Source organism: Mycobacterium persicum (assembly GCF_002086675.1).
Lineage (GTDB): Bacteria > Actinomycetota > Actinomycetes > Mycobacteriales > Mycobacteriaceae > Mycobacterium > Mycobacterium persicum.
In genome coordinates this window covers 1-608 of sequence record NZ_MVIF01000293.1, presented here as the reverse complement: position 1 = coordinate 608, position 608 = coordinate 1, and the positions used below count along the sequence as shown (strand labels likewise).

Genomic DNA, 608 nt, shown 5'->3' with positions numbered 1-608 from the left:
GGAATCGCTATGAGTTTGTTGGATGCCCATATTCCGCAGTTGGTGGCGTCGCAGTCGGCGTTTACCGCCAAGGCGGCGTTGATGCGGCACACGATCGGGCAGGCCGAGCAGTCGGCGATGTCGGCGCAGGCGTTTCATCAGGGCGAGTCGGCGGCGGCGTTCCAGGGCGCGCACGCCCGGTTTGTGGAGGCCGCCGCCAAGGTGAACACCTTGCTGGATATCGCGCAGGCCAACCTGGGTGACGCCGCGGGCGCCTATGTGGCCGCCGATGCCGCCGCCGCGTCCAGCTATACCGGCTTCTGAGCCGCACCCTGTCACCGTTGAACGTCGAAAGGACTTGTGATGTCACAGATTATGTACAACTATCCGGCGATGCTGGCGCACGCCGGGAACATGTCCGGCTATGCTGGCACGCTGCACAGCCTGGGTGCCGACGTCGCCAACGAGCAGGCCGCGCTGTCCAATGCCTGGCAGGGCGACACCGGGATGACCTACCAGGGCTGGCAGACCCAGTGGAACCAGGCCATGGAGGACCTGATGCGGGCCTATCAGTCGATGGCCGGCACGCACGAATCCAACACCATGGCCATGCTGGCTCGCGACACCGC

The 608-nt window shown here is 65.3% G+C and carries 2 protein-coding genes; both read left to right on the top strand.

Going from position 1 to position 608, the window contains the following annotated elements; all coding sequences use genetic code 11:
- Positions 1 to 9 precede the first annotated feature (9 nt).
- Entirely contained in the window at positions 10 to 303 is a 294-nt protein-coding gene (gene esxG / locus BST40_RS28465; RefSeq protein ID WP_083156650.1) for a type VII secretion system protein EsxG, read from the top strand.
- Between the two features lie 39 nt (positions 304 to 342).
- The coding region (locus BST40_RS28460) for a WXG100 family type VII secretion target (RefSeq protein WP_099288596.1) at positions 343 to 608 on the top strand (266 nt) is incomplete at its 3' end.